Annotated in this window: 13 protein-coding genes; 8 read left to right on the top strand and 5 right to left on the bottom strand. The window is 72.4% G+C overall.

The annotated features are described in order from the left end of the window. The first annotated feature begins 205 nt into the window (after window positions 1–205). The 7 genes from ACZ6SQ_RS13215 to ACZ6SQ_RS13185 all read left to right on the top strand — a co-directional run bounded on the left by ACZ6SQ_RS13215 (window position 206) and on the right by ACZ6SQ_RS13185 (window position 8,959). Window positions 206–1,804 (top strand): S8 family peptidase, encoded by a 1,599-nt coding sequence (locus tag ACZ6SQ_RS13215; protein WP_469560362.1) that lies wholly within the window; start codon window positions 206–208, stop codon window positions 1,802–1,804. Between the two features lie 360 nt (window positions 1,805–2,164). Then, entirely contained in the window at window positions 2,165–3,310 is a 1,146-nt protein-coding gene (locus ACZ6SQ_RS13210) for a DUF4190 domain-containing protein (protein ID WP_469560359.1), read from the top strand. 190 nt (window positions 3,311–3,500) lie between these two features. Then, a complete protein-coding gene (locus ACZ6SQ_RS13205) occupies window positions 3,501–4,253 on the top strand; it encodes a GntR family transcriptional regulator (protein WP_469560356.1) in 753 nt (250 codons plus the stop codon). Window positions 4,254–4,697: 444 nt separating this feature from the next. Further along, the gene (locus ACZ6SQ_RS13200; protein ID WP_469560353.1) at window positions 4,698–4,892 is read left to right on the top strand and encodes an SPOR domain-containing protein; all 195 of its coding nucleotides are present in this window, start codon (window positions 4,698–4,700) and stop codon (window positions 4,890–4,892) included. A gap of 53 nt (window positions 4,893–4,945) precedes the next feature. Beyond that, entirely contained in the window at window positions 4,946–5,347 is a 402-nt protein-coding gene (locus ACZ6SQ_RS13195) for a (deoxy)nucleoside triphosphate pyrophosphohydrolase (protein WP_469560350.1), read from the top strand. A 277-nt stretch (window positions 5,348–5,624) separates the two neighbouring features. Continuing rightward, complete coding sequence (locus tag ACZ6SQ_RS13190) at window positions 5,625–6,032, top strand: ATP-binding protein (protein ID WP_469560346.1); 408 nt, start codon at window positions 5,625–5,627, stop codon at window positions 6,030–6,032. A gap of 317 nt (window positions 6,033–6,349) precedes the next feature. After that, a complete protein-coding gene (locus tag ACZ6SQ_RS13185) occupies window positions 6,350–8,959 on the top strand; it encodes a SpoIIE family protein phosphatase (protein WP_469560344.1) in 2,610 nt (869 codons plus the stop codon). Window position 8,960: 1 nt separating this feature from the next. On the opposite strand, the gene ACZ6SQ_RS13180 is transcribed toward ACZ6SQ_RS13185, so the two are convergent. Next, window positions 8,961–10,586 (bottom strand): hypothetical protein, encoded by a 1,626-nt coding sequence (locus ACZ6SQ_RS13180; RefSeq protein ID WP_469560342.1) that lies wholly within the window; start codon window positions 10,584–10,586, stop codon window positions 8,961–8,963. A gap of 90 nt (window positions 10,587–10,676) precedes the next feature. On the opposite strand from ACZ6SQ_RS13180, the gene ACZ6SQ_RS13175 reads away from it, so the two are divergent. Continuing rightward, the gene (locus tag ACZ6SQ_RS13175; RefSeq protein WP_469560341.1) at window positions 10,677–11,870 is read left to right on the top strand and encodes a glycoside hydrolase family 18 protein; all 1,194 of its coding nucleotides are present in this window, start codon (window positions 10,677–10,679) and stop codon (window positions 11,868–11,870) included. A gap of 90 nt (window positions 11,871–11,960) precedes the next feature. Here the strand turns inward: ACZ6SQ_RS13175 and ACZ6SQ_RS13170 are convergent, their stop codons facing one another. Genes ACZ6SQ_RS13170 through ACZ6SQ_RS13155 form a run of 4 tightly spaced genes read right to left on the bottom strand, consistent with a single transcriptional unit; the run spans window position 11,961 to window position 15,874 of the window. Beyond that, on the bottom strand, window positions 11,961–12,737 hold the full coding sequence (locus ACZ6SQ_RS13170; protein ID WP_469560338.1) for a succinate dehydrogenase/fumarate reductase iron-sulfur subunit: 777 nt from the start codon (window positions 12,735–12,737) through the stop codon (window positions 11,961–11,963). After that, a complete protein-coding gene (locus ACZ6SQ_RS13165; protein WP_469560336.1) occupies window positions 12,734–14,668 on the bottom strand; it encodes a fumarate reductase/succinate dehydrogenase flavoprotein subunit in 1,935 nt (644 codons plus the stop codon). Before ACZ6SQ_RS13165 ends, ACZ6SQ_RS13170 begins: the two co-directional genes overlap by 4 nt. Before the next feature lie 19 nt (window positions 14,669–14,687). Then, on the bottom strand, window positions 14,688–15,509 hold the full coding sequence (locus ACZ6SQ_RS13160; protein ID WP_386378964.1) for a hypothetical protein: 822 nt from the start codon (window positions 15,507–15,509) through the stop codon (window positions 14,688–14,690). A 59-nt stretch (window positions 15,510–15,568) separates the two neighbouring features. Next, window positions 15,569–15,874, bottom strand: a complete 306-nt coding sequence (locus ACZ6SQ_RS13155) for a hypothetical protein (protein WP_469560334.1) — start codon at window positions 15,872–15,874, stop codon at window positions 15,569–15,571. Window positions 15,875–15,915: the final 41 nt, after the last annotated feature.

Genomic DNA, 15,915 nt, shown 5'->3' with positions numbered 1-15,915 from the left:
AAGCTGACGGAAAGTCATGTCAAAGACATGGCAGGCCTGTTACGTCCGTGCAGGGCTCTTGTGCAATTCCTGCGGACCCCGCAATCTTTCGGCTGACGCACAGGAGCGCCACGGCGGATTGACATGTCCCTGTCGTGCTCGCGGTGTCTGCGAGACGCACCACTCCCCACCAGCAGCGCACCACCGATTGAGGAGGATCCCTCAGATGGCAGCGATGCGTGTTTCAGGCGGAACCCCCAGACGGACCCCGAGGCGAAAAGTGGCCGCGATCGGCATGGCGGCCAGTGCCGCGCTCGCCGCGGGTCTCGTCTCCGCCCTGCCCGCGGGCGCGGCAACAGCCGCCCCCGAAGGCCGCATCCAGTACGAGGGCGCGGCCAACGCCGTGGCCGACAGCTACCTCGTGACCCTGAAGGCCGACCAGGCCCGCTCCACCACCGCCGCGGGTCGCGCCGTGGCGACCAAGTACGGGGCCACGATCGAGCGGACGTACAAGAAGGCGCTCAACGGCTTCGCGATCCAGGCGAGTCCGGCCGAGGCCAAGCGGCTCGCCGCCGACCCGTCCGTGGCCTCCGTGGTGCAGAACCGCACCTTCCACATCGACGGGACGCAGCCCAGCCCGCCGTCCTGGGGCCTGGACCGGATCGACCAGCGCGCCCTCCCGCTGAACAGCTCCTACACCTACCCGGACTCCGCCGGGCAGGGCGTCACCGCGTACGTCATCGACACCGGTGTCCGCATCAGCCACGGCGACTTCGGCGGCCGGGCGTTCAACGGCTACGACGCCATCGACAACGACAACGTCGCCCAGGACGGCCACGGCCACGGCACCCATGTCGCCGGTACGGTCGCGGGCAACGCCTACGGTGTCGCCAAGAAGGCCCGTGTCGTCGGCGTACGCGTCCTGAACAACTCCGGCTCGGGCACCACCGCGCAGGTCGTCGCGGGCATCGACTGGGTCGCCCAGAACGCGGTCAAGCCGGCCGTCGCCAACATGTCCCTGGGCGGCGGCGCCGACACCGCGCTCGACAACGCCGTACGCAACGCCGTCGCCTCCGGCGTCACCTTCGCCGTGGCGGCGGGCAACGAGTCGACCAACGCCTCGACCCGGTCGCCCGCACGCGTCACCGAGGCGATCACGGTGGGCGCGACCACCAGCACGGACGCCAAGGCGAGCTACTCCAACTACGGCACCGTGCTGGACCTGTTCGCGCCGGGCTCGTCGATCACCTCGGCGTGGAACACCAGCGACACCGCCACCAACACCATCTCCGGTACGTCGATGGCGACGCCGCATGTCGCCGGAGCGGCGGCGCTGTACCTCGCCGACAACCCGACGTCGACCCCGGCGCAGGTGAGCACGGCCCTGGTGAACGCCGCCACGCCCAACGTGGTGACCAGTCCCGGCACCGGTTCGCCCAACCGCCTTCTCTATGTCGGCGGCGGCACGACCACCCCGCCCGGTCCGCGCTTCGAGAACACCGGTGACTACGCGATCAACGACAACGCCACCGTCGAGTCGCCCGTCACCGTCTCCGGCGTCAGCGGCAACGCGCCGTCCGCTCTCGCGGTGCAGGTCAACATCGTCCACACCTACATCGGTGACCTCCAGGTCCAGCTGATCGCGCCCGACGGGAGCGCGTACACGCTGAAGGGCTTCGGTACGGGGGGCAGTTCGGACAACATCAACACCACGTACTCCGTGAACGCGTCCTCCGAGGTCGCCAACGGGACGTGGAAGCTCCGCGTGACGGACAACGCGAATCTCGACACCGGGCGGATCGACGCCTGGGCGCTTCAGTTCTGACCGCTGGTCCAGCCGTACCTCGTCCTCGCGGAAGCCGTATCTCCGCGAGGGCGGGGCGCGTGGGGCTGAGGGCAGGGGCGTTTCGCAGCTCGGCGTCAGCGAGGTGCCTCCCCCGGAGCGGGCACCCCCAGCGCCCACCCGTGCCGCCCTGGGGGTACCTCCCAGGCCCTTAAGGCACTGGGGGAGGCACGCATGCCCGCAGCGGCGGCGGCCCGGCGCCGCGCCAGCCACCCATGTAACGCGTCACCACCCGCACCCACTTGTCCGGTTCGTCACCCGCGTACCGTCACCGACGACGCCAGCCGTACCATGCGCCCAGCCGCACATATGTTCTGTCGTCGAACCGGGAGCACGGTACCTGTGTCCATACCCCCGCCGCCCGGCCCTCAGGGCCCGTACCCGGCACCGGGCCCCTACGGCCCGTACGGTCCGCAGCCGTACCAGCAGCCGTGGCCCCCGTACGGCGCGCAGCGGCCGTCGGTCAACGGGCTGGCGATCGCCGCACTGGTGCTGGGCATCCTCTGCTTCGTGCCGGCCCTCGGCCTGATCCTGGGCCTGGTGGCGCTGCGGCAGATCAGGCGCACGGGCCAGCGCGGCCGGGGCATGGCGGTCGCGGGCGCGATCCTGTCCTCGGTCGGCATCGCGCTGTGGGCGCTGTTCTTCGCCACGGGCACCGCCTCCGACGCCTGGGACGGCTTCAAGGAGGCCGCGAAGGACGACATGGTCCTGCGGGTGGACAAGGGCAAGTGCTTCGACACCACCACCGGCTCCCTGGAGGGCATCGCCTACGACGTCGACGAGGTCCCCTGCTCCGGCGAGCACGACGGCGAGGTCTTCGCCACCGTCACCGTCCCCGGCGGCACCTACCCCGGCGACTCCCGCGTCACCGACCTCGCCGACGACAGGTGCTACGAGCTCCAGGACGACTACGTCATGGACGCCTGGGCCCTGCCGGAGGACGTCGACGTCTACTACCTGACGCCGACCCGCGAGAGCTGGCGCGTAGGCGACCGAGAGATCACCTGCGTCCTCGGCAACACCGACCCCAAGGGCACCCTGACCGGCTCGCTGCGCACCGACGAGACCACGCTGGACCCCGACCAGCTCGCCTATCTGGAGTCGGTCGCCGCGCTGGACGAGGTCCTGCTGGAGGAGCCGGAGGAGTACCCCGACGAGGACCTCCCGGCGAACGCCGACTGGGCGCGTGACATGGAGAGCGCCCTCGGCGAGCAGGCCGCGGCCCTGCGCGAGCACGCCTGGCCGGCCGGGGCGAAGGCCCCGATGGAGGCCCTGGCCGACGAACTGGAGGCCTCGGCCGACGACTTCGGCAAGGCGGCGGCGAGCACCGACCCGGACGTCTTCTTCGACCACTACGACAACGGCTACGGCTTCGTGGACGGCAGCGCGACCGTCGACGCCCGCGAGGCGCTGGACCTGTCGACGACCCCTCCGGCGTACGACTACGACGACGGGGACGGCGGCGAGGGCGGCGGCCTCGACGTATGACCTCGAGCGGGCCTCGAGCGACGGGGCCCGCCGGGAGGTGTGAGCGCGGCTATAGCGGGGAGAAAGTGCCTGCGTAAAGCCCCTCGGGGCCACTTGTCATCACATCGAGTGATTCTCTGGCCTTTGCTTGCACGGCTCAACCCACGGTTGCCAGTCTGTTGCTGTCTGTACAACCTGATGGGAGCGGCCAGTGACATTCGGTGAGCAGCCGGCGTACCTGCGTGTCGCGGGTGATCTCCGCAAGAAGATCGTCGACGGCTCGCTGCCACCGCACACCCGGCTGCCGTCCCAGGCCAGGATCCGTGAGGAGTACGGCGTCTCGGACACGGTCGCGCTGGAGGCCCGCAAGGTGCTCATGGCGGAGGGCCTGGTGGAGGGCCGCTCCGGCTCGGGGACGTATGTGCGCGAGCGCCCCGTGCCCCGAAGAGTGGCCCGCTCCGGCTACCGCCCGGCGAGCGGGGCGACCCCGTTCCGTCAGGAGCAGGCGGACGCGGGGGCGCGCGGCACCTGGGAGTCCAGGAGCGAGCAGGCCGCGGCGAGCGGGTCCGTTGCCGAGCGGCTCGCGGTCGAGCCGGGCGACCGTGTGATGTGCACGCGGTACGTGTACCGGGAGGCGGGGGAGCCGATGATGCTCTCGACCTCCTGGGAGCCCCTGGCCGTCACGGGCCGCACGCCCGTGATGCTGCCCGAGGAGGGCCCGCTGGGCGGCATGGGCGTGGTCGAGCGCATGCGGGCCATCGACGTGATCGTGGACAACGTCACCGAGGAGGTCGGCGCCCGCCCGGGCCTCGCCGAGGAGCTGCTGGCCCTCGGCGGCGTCCCCGGCCATGTGGTCGTCGTCGTGCAGCGCACCTTCTACGCGTCGGACCGCCCGGTGGAGACCGCGGACATCGTCATCCCGGCGGACCGCTACCGGGTTTCGTACCACCTGCCGGTGAAATAGCCACGCCACCAGCGCCCAAGAGCCAGGACACCCGCACCCAGGAGCCCCTCCCGCCCCCACCCCGATCCCATCCGACCACCCCGAACCCACCCCCCGCCGGTGGTCCCCAGCACACAGATACGGAAGCCCTGCTCCCACCCGTCCCGCACACCCGGCGTACCCGACACCCCCCCGTTGTGCGCCCGGTTGAGTTTCGGCCGTCCTCGCAGGTCGCCCAGGGTGGCTGCGACATGCCGTCCCAGGCATGCGCCGCAGCGCGCGGGCGGCCCGCTCGCCGTTGTGCGCCCCGGGGCTACTGGCCGGTTGCCTACCACTCGCGTACCTCTTTGTGAAAAGGCGTATTCGCTCCGTGAAGGTAGGGCGTAGGCTCAGGCATATGCGGAGTGGGGTTTCCTCAGCGGGCGAGACGCGGCGCGGATCGCGGACGGGATGTGGAGAGGTGCGATGAACGACGGCGGCACCATCCCCCTTCCCTGGCTCGTCATACGCCAGGACGACAACGGCAATCGCTACCGCGTGGGCCGGTACGCCACCCGCGCGGAGGCGCAGAAGATCGCCGACAGTCTCGACGTCCGCGGCCACAAGCAGCTCTACCTGGTCGAACGCGTCGGCCAGAACGGCAGCGGCGTGCGCAACTGACCCGGCCGGGCGGCCCGTCCGGAGGGTGGACGCGCTCCCGTAGGCTCCGGGGCATGAAGGAACACACCGTGGTCGTCGGCGCCGCACTCGTCGACGACGGGCGGCTGCTCGCCGCGCGGCGCAGCGCACCCCCCGAGCTGGCCGGGCGCTGGGAGCTGCCGGGCGGCAAGGTCGAGCCTGGGGAGACGCCCGAGGCCGCGCTGGAACGGGAGTTGCGCGAGGAACTCGGCGTCGACACGGACGTACTGGCGCGGGTGCCGGGGGAGTGGCCGTTGCGGGAGCCGTACGTGCTTCACGTCTGGACGGCCCGGCTGCGGCCCGGCTCCGGCGAGCCCAAGCCGCTCCAGGACCATGACGAGTTGCGCTGGCTCGGCCCCGACGAGCTGTGGGACGTCGACTGGCTCGACCAGGACGTGCCGGCCGTACGACAGGTGGCCGAGGTGCTCGCGCCGTAACGGGCGGGCCCCACGTGCGGGGAAGAAGCCCACACGCGCGACAAAGCCCCATACGAGCCACCCCCGCACGAGGCCGCCCGGCCCCTGGAGCCGGGCGCACAAGCGCGCCCCGCCCCGTCAAATCGGGGCGCGTGAGGCGCGTACGCACTGCAGCCGCTGACGCGGTGTGCGCCGTTCGTGCCACAGTGCGCCGCCCTTGACGGTAGCCGTCCCCCCATATCGGGTATGTGCCCATTAACCCCATGAAATCGGACATGGGTGGCTCGTCGGCCTGGGAGTGATCGGCTTGATCGACACCGAAGGCGACTGCGTGGAGTGGACCTTCCCGGCGGACCCCGGCGCCGTGCGCACGGCTCGCGCCCGCGTCCGCGGCCAACTGCACATCTGGGACCTCGACAGCGTCAGCGACATCGCCGCCCTCCTGGTCAGTGAACTGGTGACGAACGCCCTGCGGCACGCCACGGGCCCGATCGGGGTGCGCCTGGTCCGCCCCGACGGGCCGCGCGGGACGCTCCGGGTCGAGGTCTCCGACCCGCTGCCCGAGCCGCCCCGCGAGCGCGCGGCCCGCCCCGAGGACGAGAGCGGACGCGGTCTTCAGCTGGTGGCGTCGAGCTCGCGCCGGTGGGGTACGCGCCCCGGAGGAAGCGGCAAGACGGTGTGGTTCGAACTCGCCGTACCGAGCTGAACTGCCGCGCCGGGACGGGCCTCCACAAGGGTCCTGCCCGCCGCGGGGACACGGCTCGGCGGGGGTGGCACGGGTGTACAGCCGGAGCACTCCCGTCGAGCGGCACGAACCGGCTGCCGAGAGGTCACGCCCGGTGTGGTTCGACGACGTGTCTGCTGGTTAGAAGTCTGGAAGTGTTCTCGCAGCAGGGACCGAAAATACTCGGACCATGCTGTGATCGTGAACACCGTGTTGTGCGGCCCCGTTGTACTGGATACTGCGGGCAGCCGCCGCCGGTGACCGGTGCCGGACGCGGTGAGCTGGAGGGGACGGTTCGCGTGAGCGAGATACCAGCGAAGGGCGCGGAGTCCGAGGATCCGTCGGACGGCGCGAGGCCCGGGTCCGAGGGCATCCTCGGGACAGGGGCGCCGGCCGCCGACCCCATGTGGCAGAGCAGCCCGCCCGGCTCGATGTACGACTACATCAAGGTCGCCTCCTTCTCCATCGGCCCCGACGGGCTCGTCGACCAATGGAGCCTGCGCGCCGAGCAGGTCTTCGGCATCCCGGCCGAACGGGCCGTCGGCATGGACCCGATCGCGACCTTCGTCGACCCCGACCGGCGCGAGCGCGGCCACCGCAAGATGGCCGAGATCCTGGACGGCCGGGAGTGGACCGGCGTGATCCCCTTCCGCACCACGGACACCCCGGACGGCGACGGAGGGGAGGACGCGGTCGCCGAGGTCTATGTGATGCCGACCCGGACCGAGGACGGAGCCAAGGCCGCGGTCTGCATCGTCGTCGACGTACGGGTGTTGCGCACCATCGAGACCGATCTCGCCGCGTCGCAGGCCATTTTCGGTCAATCACCCTTCGGGTTCCTGCTGATCGACAGCGAGTTCAAGGTCCGCCGGGCCAACCAGCGCTTCGCCTCCACCTTCGGCGGCACGCCCGACGACCACCGCGGCAAGGGCGTGCACGACTATCTGCCGCGCGCCGAGGCCGAGCGGGTCTCGGCGACCCTGCGGAGGGTCCTGGAGACCGGCGACTCCATCACCGACATGCATGTCACCGGCTATGTGCCCGGGTCCGAGGAACGCCGGCACTGGTCCATCAACCTCTACCGCGTGCACAGCGGCAGCGGCCGCCCGATCGGCATCGCCTGGCTCGGCACCGACATCACCGCCCGCCGCGCCGCCGCCCGCGAGGCCGCCGCCGCACGGCGCAATCTCGCCCTGCTGAACGAGGCCGGGGCGCGCATCGGCAACTCCCTCGACCTGGAGACCACCGCGCGCGAACTGCTGGACGTCGTCGTCCCCGGCTTCTGCGACCTCGCCACCGTCGACCTCTACCAGGGCCTGCTGGCCGGCGACGAGACCCCGCCCGGCCTCGCCGACGGCAGCGCCGAACTGCGCCGGGTCGCCTTCGCCAGCGCCGTCGCCGACGTCCCGCTGGCGGGCGCCACCTCGGCCGTCCCGGTGGGTGCCGTCCACCACTACCCGTTCAACTCGCCCGGCGCGGACGCCCTGCGCACCGCCCGCCCCCGGTCCGTCCCGGCCGAGGAGGGCGGCCTCGTGCAGTCCACGCTGGCCGTGCCCATGGTCGCCCACGACACCGTCGTCGGACTCGTGCAGTTCTCCCGTACGAAGGGCAGCGAGCCGTTCGGCGACCGGGACCGCGACCTCGCGGTGGAGCTCGCGGCCCGCGCGGCGGTCTGTATCGACAACGCCCGGCTCTACCGGCGCGAGCACGAGCGGGCGCTGATACTGCAGCGGTCGCTCCTCCCGCCCGGCGACCCCGTCGCCTCCGGCCTGGACATCGCCTGCCGCTATCTGCCCGGCAACGTCTCCACGGGACGCCCCAGCGAGGTCGGCGGCGACTGGTTCGACGTCATAGAGCTGCCCGGCCACCGCACGGCCCTGGTCGTCGGCGACGTGATGGGCCGCGGACTGCGCGCCGCCGTGGCGATGGGTGAACTGCGCACCGCGGTCCGCACGCTGGCCCTGCTTGACCTGGAACCGGCCGAGGTCCTCTCCCAGTTGGACGAGATCGCCCGCGGCCTCGGCGCGCCGGGCGGGGTGCAGCAGGCCACCAGGGCGGCCCGCCGCCCCCGCGAGGCCGACCTGTCCGAGGTGTACCTCGCGACCTGCGTGTACGCCGTGTACGACTCGGTGACCCGGCGCTGCACGTTCGCCAACGCCGGCCATCTGCCACCCGTGCTGGTCGAGCCCGGCGAGGCCGCGCTGATGCTGGACGTGCCGCCGGGCATGCCCCTCGGCGTCGGCGGGGAGCCCTTCGAGGAGGTCGAGGTCGAACTCCCCGAGGGCGCGCTGCTCGCGCTCTACACCGACGGCCTCGTCGAGTCCCGCGACCACCCCCTGGACGAGGGGCTCCAGGCGTTCGTCGGAGCGCTCACCGACCCCGCCCGCCCGCTGGAGGACGTCTGCGACCACGTCCTCAACACCCTCGACACCCATCACGGCGAGGACGACATCGCCCTGCTGATGGCCCGGGTGCAGGGCCTGCCCGCCGAGTCCGTCGGCGACTGGACCCTGCCGCGCGAACCCCGCAGCGTGGGCCGCGCCCGTGAGTACGCCCGCGGGCAGCTGCTGTCCTGGGACCTGGAGCCGCTGGTCGACACCACCGAGCTGCTGGTCAGCGAGCTGGTCACCAACGCGCTGCGGTACGGCGAGGGCGAGATCAGACTGCGGCTGCTGCTGGACCGCACCCTGGTCTGCGAGGTCTGGGACTCCGGCCTGGTCCAGCCCCGGCGCAGGCGGGCCCGCGACACCGACGAGGGCGGCCGCGGTCTCCAGCTCGTCGGGCTGCTCAGCGCCGCCTGGGGCTCGCGCCGCACACCCCGTGGCAAGACGGTCTGGTTCGAACTCCCGCTCCCCGACGGCGAGAACGGCCCGATGGACCCGGCGGAGGCCCTGCTCAGCCTCTTCTGAGTCACGCCGGGGGAACGTCGGGCGCCCGGCGCCCCCGGCTTTCCGGGCCACCGAAGGCCGCCGGGGTGTCCGGGAGGCCCGGCAGCAGGATGCCGCCGAGCTGCGCGCCCGCCGAGCCGCTGCCGGGGAGGTCCGCCTCACCGGCCGGATTGCCGTGCAGCAGTACGTCCTGCTCGGCCAAGTCACGTGCGCTCCGCGCCAGTTCGTCGGCCGTGAGCCATTCGGTCGGCTCCGCGCCGAGCAGCCGCCGGGCCTCCGCGAGCCGGGTGCGTGCCTCCGCGCCGACCGCGCCCCGGTGCGTCGCCACGAAGGCGTCCGCGTCCGCGACCGCGCCGCGCGCCAGCAGCAGCCCGGCCCGGGCCCGCGCCCCGTCCCGCCCGTCCTCCAGGGGCTCCACGGCCCGTACGACTCTGCGCAGCGCGTCCACCGGGTCGTACAGCTCGCTCGCCAGCTCCTCCCGGACGGCCTTCAGCACGCGGTCCAGCAGGGCGGCACCCGACCCCGGCTTCCCGGCGGGTGGCCCCGCGTCGCCGACGGCCGCGCCCTGTGCCGTCTCCGCCTCCGCGAGGGCGTCCGGCAGGAGGTCGTGCGCCTCGCCCAGCCGCGCGGCGAGCCCGTGCACGGAGTCCAGGAAGACGCCCGCCTGGGCGATCGCCGACTCCGCCGCCCGCAGATGGGCGGCGGCACGGCCTGGGGCGCCCAGATCGGCCGACTGCCGAGCCTGGTTGAGCCGGGTCGTGGCGAACACCAGCCGGTCCTTGGCCTGTTCCACGTTCCCGGTGACCGTGGCGTGGGCGGTCGGCGGGAACCGTACGGCCAGGTCGACGAGGGTGGCCTCGGCCGCCGGGGTACGGCCCGTCAGCTCGCGGAACCTGGCCTCGGCGAACGCCAGGGCGGCGTGCAGCCCCTCGCCCTCCAGGGCGCGCAGCGCGTCGAACTCCCCGGCCCGCTCGTCCAGTCGCCGCCCGGCCTCCGCGCAGCGACCGTCGATCCCCGCGAGCGCGTGCCGCCGTGCCGCCGGCTCCCCGGGTACGCCCTCGTCGTACCGCCGGCGGATTCCGAACGCGGCCGCCAGCTCGCCCTCGGCGTCCTCCACCGCCCGCGCGAACGGCTCGACCCGGTCCGGACCGGCCGGAGCCGCGCCGGGCACGGCCTCCTCCGTCGACACCTCGGGCCCGGCCTCCAGGCTGCCTCGTGCGAAGTCCAGTTCCTCCCGGCTCGTCCGCACGCAGTCGTCCGCCGTCACCAGCGACCGGGCGCTCCGCTCCTCCGCGCCGGAGGCCGGGGGAGCGGCGGTGGGCCCCGCCGCGGCCCGGCCGGGCGGGGCGGGGGCGCGCCTGCGCCTGGTCCGCCGGAGGTACGCGTACGCCGCGAGCCCGCTCGCCGCTCCGGCGGCGATCAGCGGAAGCACCAGGTCGGCCGTCGAGGTCTCCTCCTCCGGCACTTCCTGCGCCACCGCGACGGGCGCCGCCCCGACGGCCGGAACCGTCGCCTCGGTGCCCGTCGTCATCACTGGCAGCACGAGCCACACCACACCGGCGGTCGCGCCGAGCAGCGTGTGGGCCACGCGCACGGATATGTGGCCCTTCGAGCGTCTGAGCCGGCCGCGGGTCATGGTTGGCGTCACATTTCGGAGCGTATGGCCGGGATTGAGGCCCCGCTACCGGGGTGCGCCGAGCCGACGGGCGCCGGGAACACAGGGAGGGGACACCCAGGCATGGAGACAGGCACGGACCCGAAGAAGGACCCCACGGACCCCGGCCCCGCCCCTGCCGACCCCGGCCCCATCCCCGCCGACCCCCGCCCCGCCCCTGCCGACCCCGACGGCACCCCTGCCGACGGAGAACCCGGCACCGCCGACACCACGCCCGCCGCCGACCCGGACGCCACGCCCGCCCCCGCCCCCACCCGCGCCCGCCGCCTCCGCCGTATCGCCCTGGCCCTGCTGCTCGCCCTGCTCCTCCCGCCGCTCGCCGCGGCCACCGCCCTCTGGCTGAACTACACCGGCGACCTCGCCCCCGGCACCCGCACCAGGAACCGCGACGCCGTCTGGCTCGGGCACGCCTGGGTCGACGGGCGCAAGAAGGACGCGGACGTGCGGGCGCTGGCCCGGCGGCTGGCGGACACCGGCATCCGCGACCTGTATGTGCACGCAGGCCCGCTGGAGCACGACGGCACGCTCCCCGCCTCCGCCCATCCCCGCGCGCGCTGGCTGACCGCGGCCGTCCACCGGGAACTCCCCGGAGTGCGGGTGCAGGCCTGGCTGGGGGACAAGCTGGCCACCGAGGGGCCGGTCGGGCTGCGACTGGAGAGCGCCGCGACCAGGGCCGCCGTCGTACGGTCCACCCGGCAGGTCCTCGCCGCCGGTTTCGACGGGGTCCACTTCGACCTGGAACCCCTCCACTCGGGCGACCGGGACTACCTCACCCTGCTCGACGCGCTGCGCGCGGTCACCCGTGCCCGGGGGGTCCCGCTCTCGGTAGCCGCGCACCAGATCGACCCGCTGCCCGCGCTGCACTCGGTGGCGGGCACCCTCACCGGGCACCCCAAGTGGTGGTCGCAGGAGTTCTTCGGCCAGGTGGCCCGCCGCGTCGACCAGATCGCGGTGATGTCGTACGACACGGCGATGCCCCTGGAGACCCTGTACGGCGGCTATGTCGCCCAGCAGACCTCGCTCGCCCTGGAGGTCACCCCGCCCGGCACCGACCTGCTGATGGGGCTGCCGTTCTTCCACGAGAGCGACATCGGCCACCACGAGTCCGCCGAGACGGTGACCGCGGCGGTGCGCGGCACCCGGCTCGGCCTGTCCCGCACGGACCGCGACCGCGAACGCTTCGGTGTCGCCCTCTACGTCGACTTCGCCGCCGAGGAGGGCGACTGGACGGCGTACCGGGAGGACTGGGTGCGCTGACCCGGACGGGTACGCCCGGCTCCGGTATGCCGCCCTGACCCGGACGGTACGACCGGCCCCGGTGTGCCGGACGCCCGCCCCGCAGTCGCGCTAGCTCTCCTCCCGGCGTCTTCTGATCTTCGAGCCCAGCCAGACCAGCGGGTCGTACTTGCGGTCCACCGCGCGTTCCTTGAGCGGGATCAGGGCGTTGTCGGTGATGTGGATGCCCTCCGGGCAGACCTCCGTGCAGCACTTGGTGATGTTGCAGTAGCCGAGGCCGTGTTCGTCCTGGGCGGTGGCCTTGCGGTCCAGGCCCCTCTCGGCGGCCGAGTCCAGCGGGTGCATGTCCAGCTCCGCCACCCGCATCAGGAAGCGGGGGCCCGCGAAGGCCGCCTTGTTCTCCTCGTGGTCACGGACCACATGGCAGGTGTCCTGGCACAGGAAGCACTCGATGCACTTGCGGAACTCCTGCGAGCGGTCCACGTCCTCCTGCATCATGCGGTACTCGCCGGGCCCGAGTCCGTCGGGCGGCACGAAGGCCGGGATCTCGCGCGCCTTGGCGTAGTTGAAGCCGACGTCCGTGACGAGGTCGCGCAGCACCGGGAAGGTCCGCAGCGGGGTCACCGTGATCGTCTCGGCGCGGTCGAAGACCGACATCCGGGTCATGCACATCAGCCGCGGGCGGCCGTTGATCTCCGCCGAGCACGAACCGCACTTGCCCGCCTTGCAGTTCCAGCGCACCGCGAGATCGGGCGCCCGGGTCGCCTGGATGCGGTGGATGATGTCCAGCACCACCTCGCCGTCATGGACCTCGACCGTGAAGTCCGTGAGGTCCCCGCCGTCCTGGTCGCCCCGCCACACCTTGAACCGGGCCTCGTAGCCGCTCACTCGTACAGCTCCTCTTCGGCGAGGTACTTGACCAGCTCCTCCTTGTCGAACAGGGCGAGCAGGTCCGGGCGGATGGGTTCGGTGTTCTCCCGTACGAGATCGATCTGGCCGCGCTCCGGGTCCGTGGCGGCGGTTCCGCCCGTGGGGTCGGCCAGCCGGCACAGCAGGTTGACCGGGCGCCATCCGCGGTCCATCGCGGGATGGTCCTCGCGGGTGTGCCCGCCGCGCGACTCGGTGCGCTCCAGCGCGGCGCGTGCCACGCACTCGCTGACCAGCAGCATGTTCCTGAGGTCGAGGGAGAGGTGCCAGCCCGGGTTGAACTGGCGGTGCCCCTCCACCCCGGCCCGCCGCGCCCGTACCCGCAGCTGGGCCAGCTTCTCCAGGGCCTGCCTCATCTCCGCCTCGCGGCGGATGATGCCCACCAGGTCGTTCATGGCCTGCTGGAGCTCCTGGTGCAGGGTGTACGGGTTCTCCGGGGGCCCGCCCGGTTCCACGGCCTCCGCGGAGAAGGGCCGCAGCGCCTCCGCCGCGGCCGCGTCGATCTGCCCGTCGTCCACCTCGGGCCGCGCCCCCGGCAGCCCCGCCGCGTACGCGGCGGCGTGCAGGCCCGCCCGGCGCCCGAACACGAGCAGGTCGGAGAGGGAGTTGCCGCCGAGGCGGTTGGAGCCGTGCATGCCGCCGGCCACCTCACCGGCCGCGAACAGCCCCGGCACCCCGCGCGCCGCCGCCGACTCGGAGTCGACCGCCACCCCGCCCATCACGTAGTGGCAGGTGGGCCCGACCTCCATCGCCTCGGCGGTGATGTCGACGTCCGCCAGCTCCTTGAACTGGTGGTACATGGACGGCAGCCGGCGCTTGATCACCTCGGCGGGCATCCGGGTGGACACGTCCAGGAACACCCCGCCGTGCGGGGAGCCGCGGCCCTCCTTGACCTCGGAGTTGATCGCGCGGGCGACCTCGTCGCGGGGGAGCAGCTCGGGCGGACGCCGGTTGTTCTCCGGGTCCTCGTACCAGCGGTCGGCCTCCGCCTCGCTCTGCGCGTACTTCTCCTTGAACACGTCCGGGATGTAGTCGAACATGAACCGATTGCCGTCGGAGTTGCGCAGCACCCCGCCGTCGCCGCGCACCGACTCGGTGACGAGGATCCCCTTCACCGAGGGCGGCCAGACCATCCCGGTGGGGTGGAACTGCACGAACTCCATGTTGAGCAGCGGCGCCCCGGCGAGCAGGGCGAGCGCGTGTCCGTCGCCGGTGTACTCCCAGGAGTTGGAGGTCACCTTGAAGGACTTGCCGATACCGCCGGTGGAGATCACCACGGCGGGTGCCTCCAGCACGAAGAAGCGGCCGGACTCCCGCTCGTAGGCGAACACGCCCGATACCCGGCCGGAGCCGTCCTTGAGCACGCGGGTGACCGTGCACTCCTGGAACACCTTCAGCCGTGACTCGTAGTCGCCTGTCTCGCGGTGGTCCTCCTGCTGGAGTGCGACGATCTTCTGCTGGAGCGTGCGGATCAGCTCCAGTCCGGTGCGGTCGCCGACGTGCGCGAGGCGGGGGTACTCGTGCCCGCCGAAGTTGCGCTGGGAGATCCTGCCGTCCTTCGTACGGTCGAACAGCGCGCCCCAGGTCTCCAGTTCCCACACCCGGTCCGGGGCCTCCTGGGCGTGCAGTTCGGCCATCCGCCACTGGTTGAGGAACTTGCCGCCGCGCAGGGTGTCGCGGAAGTGGACCTGCCAGTTGTCGTGCTCGTTGGCGTTGGCCATCGCCGCCGCGATGCCGCCCTCGGCCATCACCGTGTGCGCCTTGCCGAACAGGGACTTGCAGATCACGGCCGTACGGGCGCCGCGTTCACGGGCCTCGATCGCGGCCCGCAGCCCGGCGCCGCCCGCACCGACCACGACGACGTCCCACTCCTGGCGGTCCACCACGGGCATCAGAAGGCACCTTTTCCTGCTAGAAGATGACCGGATCCTCGAAGACACCGGACGCGACGAGATACACGTAGAAGTCGGCGAACGCCACGCTCACCAGGGACGCCCACGCCAGCAGCATGTGATGGCCGTTGAGCCGGCCGACCCACTGCCACATGCGGTAGCGCACGGGATGCCGGGAGAAGTGCTTGAGCTTGCCGCCGACGATGTGCCGGCAGGAGTGGCAGGACACCGTGTACGCCCAGATCAGCGTGATGTTGATCAGGAAGACGACGGTGCCGAGGCCCATGTGGCCCCACTCGTACTGCTCGTTGCGGAAGGCCAGGACAGTGTCGTAGGTGAGGATCCCGGCGACGGGCAGCGCCGCGTAGAAGAAGTACCGGTGGGCGTTCTGGAGGATCAGCGGGAAGCGGGTCTCACCGGTGTACTTGCCGTGCGGCTCGGCGACCGCGCAGGCCGGCGGGGACGCCCAGAAGCCCCGGTAGTAGGCCTTGCGGTAGTAGTAGCAGGTCAGCCGGAAGCCGAGCGGGAAGACCAGGATGAGGAGGGCGGGGGACAGGCCCCACCAGCTCCCCACGATCTCCCAGTTGGGGCCGCCCTTCATCGGCACGCAGTTCTCCGCCAGGCACGGCGAGTAGAACGGCGAGACGTAGGGCGCCGCGTAGTAGTCGGCGTTCGAGAAGGCGCGCCAGGTGGAGTAGACGACGAAGGCGAGCAGTCCGACGGCCGTGGCGGCGGGCGCCAGCCACCACCGGTCGGTGCGCAGGTGCCCGGCCGCGACAGCGGCGCGCGTCGCGGACCCGACGCCGCCGCTGTACCGGGGTGGCTCCGTGTCGGTGGCCAATGCGTGACTCCCTCGGATCGGCGATGGGACTCAGGGAGCGGGTGGGTCGGTGAGGGGGGTCAGGGCGCGCGGCGGTCGCGGGCGCCCAGTCCCTCGTCGTCGATGTCGACCCACAGGCTGCCGTCGTACGGGGTGTCGGGGATCGTGAGCAGTTCCGGCTTGCGCTGAGTGCTCTGCGCGGCACCCGTCTGGGTGGCCGTCGCCTCGCGCAGCAGGGCGACGCTCTCGCGCAGATGTTCGGCGTCGGCGCGGACCCGGCGCATGTCCAGGCCGCCGCTGCCGAGCTGCTGCTCCAGGCGGCCCACGGACCGGGTCAGATCGTCCAGACAGCGCTGGACCGACGTCATTTCGTCGTGCACGGACATGACGAGACCTCTTTTCCATCGGCTGTGCGGCCTTCAGGGCC

This window comes from Streptomyces sp. NPDC048600 (assembly GCF_055587025.1).
This window is presented reverse-complemented; position numbering and strand designations above follow the sequence as displayed.

Excerpts from the sequence above, each read along its gene's own strand:
- ACZ6SQ_RS13155 (WP_469560334.1), bottom strand. The coding sequence starts at position 15,874 with ATGTCCGTGCACGACGAAATGACGTCGGTCCAGCGCTGTCTGGACGAT.
- ACZ6SQ_RS13165 (WP_469560336.1), bottom strand. The coding sequence starts at position 14,668 with ATGCCCGTGGTGGACCGCCAGGAGTGGGACGTCGTCGTGGTCGGTGCG.
- ACZ6SQ_RS13200 (WP_469560353.1), top strand. The coding sequence starts at position 4,698 with ATGAACGACGGCGGCACCATCCCCCTTCCCTGGCTCGTCATACGCCAG.
- ACZ6SQ_RS13195 (WP_469560350.1), top strand. The coding sequence starts at position 4,946 with ATGAAGGAACACACCGTGGTCGTCGGCGCCGCACTCGTCGACGACGGG.
- ACZ6SQ_RS13215 (WP_469560362.1), top strand. The coding sequence starts at position 206 with ATGGCAGCGATGCGTGTTTCAGGCGGAACCCCCAGACGGACCCCGAGG.
- ACZ6SQ_RS13175 (WP_469560341.1), top strand. The coding sequence starts at position 10,677 with ATGGAGACAGGCACGGACCCGAAGAAGGACCCCACGGACCCCGGCCCC.